This is a genomic window from Methylobacterium crusticola (assembly GCF_003574465.1).
GTDB classification, from domain to species: domain Bacteria; phylum Pseudomonadota; class Alphaproteobacteria; order Rhizobiales; family Beijerinckiaceae; genus Methylobacterium; species Methylobacterium crusticola.
Map to the genome: position 1 here is coordinate 1 of NZ_QOWC01000340.1, position 5122 is coordinate 5122.

Here is a 5122-nt window from a genome sequence, read left to right on the forward strand (position 1 = left end):
CAGCGGGCGGGGACGCCGCCTGAAGCTGGCGCCACCGGAACACCTGCCAGCGGGCACTGAGATCAGGGTCACGCGGGTGGTGCTGGCCTGTGCCCACCTCAACCACGATCCCGGCAACAACGACCCGGCCAACCTGAGGGCGCTCTGCCAGCGCTGCCACATCCTGCACGACCGGCCCGAGCACCTGCGCCAGCGCCAGTACACCTACCGGCTGCGCAAGGCGCTCGGCGACCTCTTCCTCGGCCGCTACCCGTTCCGGCGCTGAGATCCGGCATGGCGTCGCAACAGAGCACCGTGTACTTCATCCTGGAGCAGGCCAGCGCGGCGGGCGCGGTGTCGGCCCGCCGGATGTTCGGCGAGTACGCGCTCTACTGCGACGGCGAAGCGTGGCGCCAACCTCGCCCGTATCATGGATCAGAGCGGACACTGAGATGCCCGGACGGTGGTGGGCTAAATCCGGCCGGCGAATGCGCTCACGGGGCGTTCAGAAGCAGAGTTTCTCTAAGTTTGAGAACATGACTTACTGAGTGCAGTCGACTGACAAAGTAGATTTGATGACATCTGCGCACCCCATTGCTCCCTTAGCTTTCGCGCTTGCTTGGTACGGCTGCCGGAAGAGAGGCAACAAGGCGCGCGAGCTCCACCTGCGAGTGCGTGCCGGTCTTCTCGAAACAGCGTGCAAGGTGTGTACGCACAGTTGTTGGGGCCAGCTTCATGAGCTCAGCCGCTTGCGGCACACTGAGACCGGCACTGATCAATGCTGCAACTCTTACCTGCGCCTGTGTGAGATCCATTGCTTGTCCGAGTAAAGCTGCTTGCAATTCCAGCGCAGCAGCAGGGTCAACAATTTGGATCAGAGCACGCGCTTGCTGCAATGCGCCCCAGCTGGCGGTAAGCGCCGCTGGAAGCGGAGTGGCCACAACGAGAAATCCCGGCTTGCCTGATGGGCGCGTCACGCGCACCGCACCGGGGTGCCGGTGTCCCTCAACGTTCACGGTCAGACATGCATTGATGAGGCCGGCCAGCTTGCGCGTCTCGGAACCAAGGCTCGCGCACAACACGCTGTGATCAGGAGAGCCGACACTCAGCCCGTCAACCTGCGACAGGAGAGCTTCCGCGTCGCGGTTCGCAAGGACGATGCGGCCGCGGGCATCGACAAGCAACATCGGCCCGGAAAGAGCGTCGAGGAGTGAAGCGGCTTCGCTCGCTTTAGCGCTTGGTCGGCCGACTTGCAGAGACAGGTCGATTGCTCGGGCGAGATGGGGCACGAGACGCCTCATTCGTGTGGCGATCTCATCGCGATAATCACTCTGTGCCTGGGTAAGCGCGAAGGATACCCCGCCACTACTACCGCGCTGCGTCAAGCTCGGATGAACAGCTACGAGCATCTCGCTAATCGCCTGAGGAGCGAGGATGTCGGCGTGAAATGCAGTGCGTCGAACCTCAGCAACGTCGACCAAAGAATTGGCGAGGATCAGTCGATTCGCTGGCGCTCTCGCAAGAGCGACCGCGTAGGGATTGCGAGTATACTGCTTGATATACAAGCGATCGAGGTCTTCGCGCAGGCGACCTGTGATGATGAAGCTGCCCGGTCCGCTTGGATCATGAAAGGCGAGCATGCCGCCGGCTGCGCCGACGTAGTCGGCGACCTGCACCAGCGTCCTCGACCAGAGCTCTGGCGCCGCCGCTGCCTCGTAGATGGCATCGATGAGGTCGCCGTAATCGGCCTCTGATGCGGGCATGTCTTACTCCGTGATACGAGATGAGATGCGCCTCAGGACAAGTGACGCGAGATCACGCGCGAACCAGAAATGCCGGCTCGAATGAGAGTCGGCAGCACTGAAAAGCCACTCTGTTGATGCGAGGGAGTTTGGCGTCATCTGATTAGATGACAGGAACCGCGCACCCCTGGCCTCCGGGCCCTCGGCCCTCCTCCGTTTGCATCTACGATCAATAGGCCACGCTTGGATCTCGCATCGATAACGGGCGAACGCTGTCGAATGCTGGGCCGGGGCGGAACCAGGGGGACGTTCGAGATCACCCCTGTTGTTCCCAGCAAGGACACGCGGGAGTTCGTCACGCCCGTTTTCGACAAGCCTGCCTAAACACAGCAGATCGTACACTCCCGAACAGGTGTGAATTTCTGGCTCGGAGAGCGAAGCCTTGGCTTCCTGCAGGTGAACTCACTCGCAAGTTCGTGTAGTATGCCCGCATGTCCAACCAACGCAGATCCGGCGAAACCCTCCTCTGGGCACAGCGCATCCGGGCCGAGGAAGCCGGCGGCCCCTCCGCGATCGCGGACCGCTACGAGGCGGAGGTGCGCACCCCGCTTGACCCCGCCACGCCGCGCACGGCCGGCGGCGAGCTCGTGCCCGCAGACGACTTCGCCACGACCGCCCTGCCGGCCATCCTCGACACCATGGCCAACCCCGACGCCGTGGCGGCCGATGCCAGTCGCGACCGGTTGGATCTGGCCAAGGATGCCGGCTGCCTGAAGATGGCCCTCGACACGGCCGACACCATCCGGGCCGCCGACGGGCTGGAGCGCATGCTGGCCCACCAGCTCGCCACCGCCCACGTCGCCGCCATGAAGGCGGCGGCCGTCATGCAGCAGCACCTCGACGAGGCCAGCCGGACGCTGGGGCCGAGCCGGCAGGCGGCGTGCGTCGAGGCCGAGCGGATGGCTCGCGCCTACGCCCGCCTGACGGGCTCGTTCCAGGCCGGCATGCAGACCCTGCAGCGGGTGCGCTCGGGCGGGAGGCAGGTCGTGATGGTCCAGCACAACCACATCGGCGAGGGCGCTCAGGCCGTGGTAGCGGGCAGCGTGACCGGGGGGTCTCCGGTGCGGCGGAGGGGTAGGGGGTGACGGCGATTTCAGCCGACGAACCCTATGCGCCCGACTGGCGAGCTGCCTTAGATCATGCAGATGCTGCGCCCCGCTGTGGGGCTCATCGGCTGGATAGGGGATCGTGCCGGCAGCCCGCCATGGCGAACGGACGATGCCGGATGCACGGAGGCGCGAGCACTGGCCCACAGACGCCGGAGGGCCTGGAGCGCTCGCGGCGCTCGACCTGGAAGCACGGGCGGCGGTCAGCCAAGGCGATCGCCTTCAGGCGGATGCTGGCGCGGACCGTGCGGGATCTGCGGGCCGCGACGCGGATGGTCGAGGAGCAGTAGCCTCCGGCGCCTGTTCCTGGCGTCCGGGGCAATCGCGATGCGGCGTGAGGTGCGGACGTTATCATGGCATCCTCCTCAAGCTCCAAGCCCGAGGACAGAGTCACCGCTGCGCCTCTGCCGCCACCCCAGTGCGTCTCGATCAACGGAAATTTGTATAAAAGATCGCGTAGTCTGGAGTTCGTCCGGCTTGTCACTATCCGTCTCTGGTTACAGCATATACACCGACTTTTCTCTTAAGATGAAGGCACGCGGATCAAAGGCACGCCTCGCATATAGCCGCAATGTGGCGATGGTCCGTGCCACAGCAGCCGCCGAAGACGCGAAGATTGGGCAGATGCGAGCGCAAATCTCGGTACTGTCGACCTAGCTCCGCGGGGTCGCCGATGTCGAGCTCGGTCGAGACATCAAGTTCAGCATGGCTTTTCCGGGATGCGTTTGCCCTGATCCCCAGGATGCGGTTGAGCCAGGGCTCGCCGGAGGCAAGCGCTCCTCGAAAGTGATCCGGATGGGCGCAGTTGATCATGTAATAGGCCGGCGTGTTGCCTGTTGCCGCGTCCGTCTCCTCGATCGCGGCCTTCAAATCCTGCCCAGACGGAAGTCGACCGTCGGTTTCGACGGTGAAGGAGAGTGCGACGGACATCCCGCAGGCGCGCGCGGCACGCGCGATGCCGACCGCCTCCTCTGCGTAGGTCATGGTGATAGCGCTCACCATGTCGGCGCCTCCGTCCCGAAGCGCCTCGATCTGCGGACGATGGTAGCGTGCAGCCTCGTCCGCAGTCATGGCTGAGCCAACAACGTAACCGTCCCCCCTTGGACCAATCACGCCGTTCAGGACAATCGATATAGAGGGGACGCCGGCTTTATCCCGCAGCTCTGCGGCGAAGGTGACAGCCCGATGATTAGCTTCGAGCAGGTCGTCCAGCCCGAGCCCGAGCTTTTCGGCCCAATCGGGATTAGCTCGCCACGTCGGCGTATCCAGGATGAAGCCGACGCCCCGGCGCTTCGCCTCCGCGAGGTACGGCGCGAAGTAGCGGGTCAGCGTCTCTCGTCCAGCCTCGCTTAGAACCAGCGGAAAAGCTGCAAAGGAAGGCAGATCGATACCCTTCAGGAAAACCAGCGTGGTTTCGAGCCCGCCATCGGCTAGGAAGATGCCGCCTCGGACCTGCGGTAACTCTTTGGAAACATTCGCCATGGAAGCCCACCTTCCTCGTTTCGTCGTGTACAATTCGCCTTCGATCTCGGCACTTCGTCAGCACAGCTTAGACTTTGACACTGCGGCCAATCGTGAACCCCACTTCGATGCTTTGCTGCCGCAGACTGCGACACACATTCAAGCCGTGCTGAGCGACACGCAGGCCGTCACGATGATCAGGCAGAGGGCACTCAGAGCATGGAGCGCGATCTGCCACCATGCAGCGGTGCCAACGGCCAGCACGAGACCAATATCGCAGATCGGGATGATGGTACTCGCGCCGAGCACGATGCACACGGCGCGACAGGTCGAGAAGCACGCGAGGCCAGCGAGGTAGAGCGCCAGGGCGGCATCACGAAAGCCAATGGCTCGCAGGTACGCGTCACCGATGTCGCCGGGAGCCGGAACGCCGAAGATCGAAGCCCCGAGTGTCGGAGCCGCGACAAACAGTGCGCCCAGACACAGGAACACAGCGGAGAGGCCCAGGACGGCCCAGAAGCCCGCTGCTGAGGTGGAGAGCGGTCGATTGGCGAAAGCCACGCTGTTCCTCCCGACGTTGTTAGGGCTCCTGAGCGGATTGCAAGCTCGTTCAGACGGTGAGCGATCCTGGAGACGTTCCCGGAAGCTGTGGTGGTCCTGGCAGTCAGCCGGTGATGTCCACGCCGAGCCGCTTGGCGAGGCACCCAAGGCGGGCGACGGCGCCGCTGTGCTAATTACAACGCACGCCAATCAGATCAACACAGATCTCCTGGC

At 63.9% G+C, this 5122-nt stretch carries 6 protein-coding genes and 1 pseudogene; 4 read left to right on the forward strand and 3 right to left on the reverse strand.

Features of this window, described 5'->3' with window-relative positions; all coding sequences use genetic code 11:
- Window positions 1-265, forward strand: a pseudogene (locus DT057_RS33890) (HNH endonuclease); the annotation flags it as partial.
- A gap of 316 nt (window positions 266-581) precedes the next feature.
- Here the strand turns inward: DT057_RS33890 and DT057_RS33900 are convergent.
- The gene (locus DT057_RS33900) at window positions 582-1742 is read right to left on the reverse strand and encodes a helix-turn-helix transcriptional regulator (RefSeq protein ID WP_128566400.1); all 1161 of its coding nucleotides are present in this window, start codon (window positions 1740-1742) and stop codon (window positions 582-584) included.
- A gap of 470 nt (window positions 1743-2212) precedes the next feature.
- Between DT057_RS33900 and DT057_RS33905 the strand changes: the two genes are divergently transcribed.
- Together DT057_RS33905 and DT057_RS37355 are read left to right on the forward strand one after the other, a co-directional pair.
- Window positions 2213-2866, forward strand: coding sequence for a hypothetical protein (locus DT057_RS33905; protein ID WP_128566401.1), 654 nt, complete (start codon window positions 2213-2215; stop codon window positions 2864-2866).
- On the forward strand, window positions 2863-3177 hold the full coding sequence (locus tag DT057_RS37355; protein ID WP_269153132.1) for an HGGxSTG domain-containing protein: 315 nt from the start codon (window positions 2863-2865) through the stop codon (window positions 3175-3177). The genes DT057_RS33905 and DT057_RS37355 overlap by 4 nt, the downstream gene beginning before the upstream one ends.
- Window positions 3178-3430: 253 nt before the next feature.
- On the opposite strand, the gene DT057_RS33910 is transcribed toward DT057_RS37355, so the two are convergent.
- A complete protein-coding gene (locus DT057_RS33910) occupies window positions 3431-4369 on the reverse strand; it encodes a homocysteine S-methyltransferase family protein (RefSeq protein WP_128566402.1) in 939 nt (312 codons plus the stop codon).
- A 138-nt stretch (window positions 4370-4507) separates the two neighbouring features.
- Window positions 4508-4909 (reverse strand): DUF4267 domain-containing protein, encoded by a 402-nt coding sequence (locus DT057_RS33915; protein WP_128566403.1) that lies wholly within the window; start codon window positions 4907-4909, stop codon window positions 4508-4510.
- Here DT057_RS33915 and DT057_RS36305 point away from each other — a divergent pair.
- On the forward strand, window positions 4896-5122 hold a 227-nt coding region (locus tag DT057_RS36305; RefSeq protein WP_203236456.1), incomplete at its 3' end, for a hypothetical protein. The two genes, DT057_RS33915 and DT057_RS36305, sit on opposite strands and share 14 nt — an antisense overlap.

Excerpts from the sequence above, each read along its gene's own strand:
- DT057_RS33900 (WP_128566400.1), bottom strand. The coding sequence starts at position 1,742 with ATGCCCGCATCAGAGGCCGATTACGGCGACCTCATCGATGCCATCTAC.
- DT057_RS33905 (WP_128566401.1), top strand. The coding sequence starts at position 2,213 with ATGTCCAACCAACGCAGATCCGGCGAAACCCTCCTCTGGGCACAGCGC.
- DT057_RS33910 (WP_128566402.1), bottom strand. The coding sequence starts at position 4,369 with ATGGCGAATGTTTCCAAAGAGTTACCGCAGGTCCGAGGCGGCATCTTC.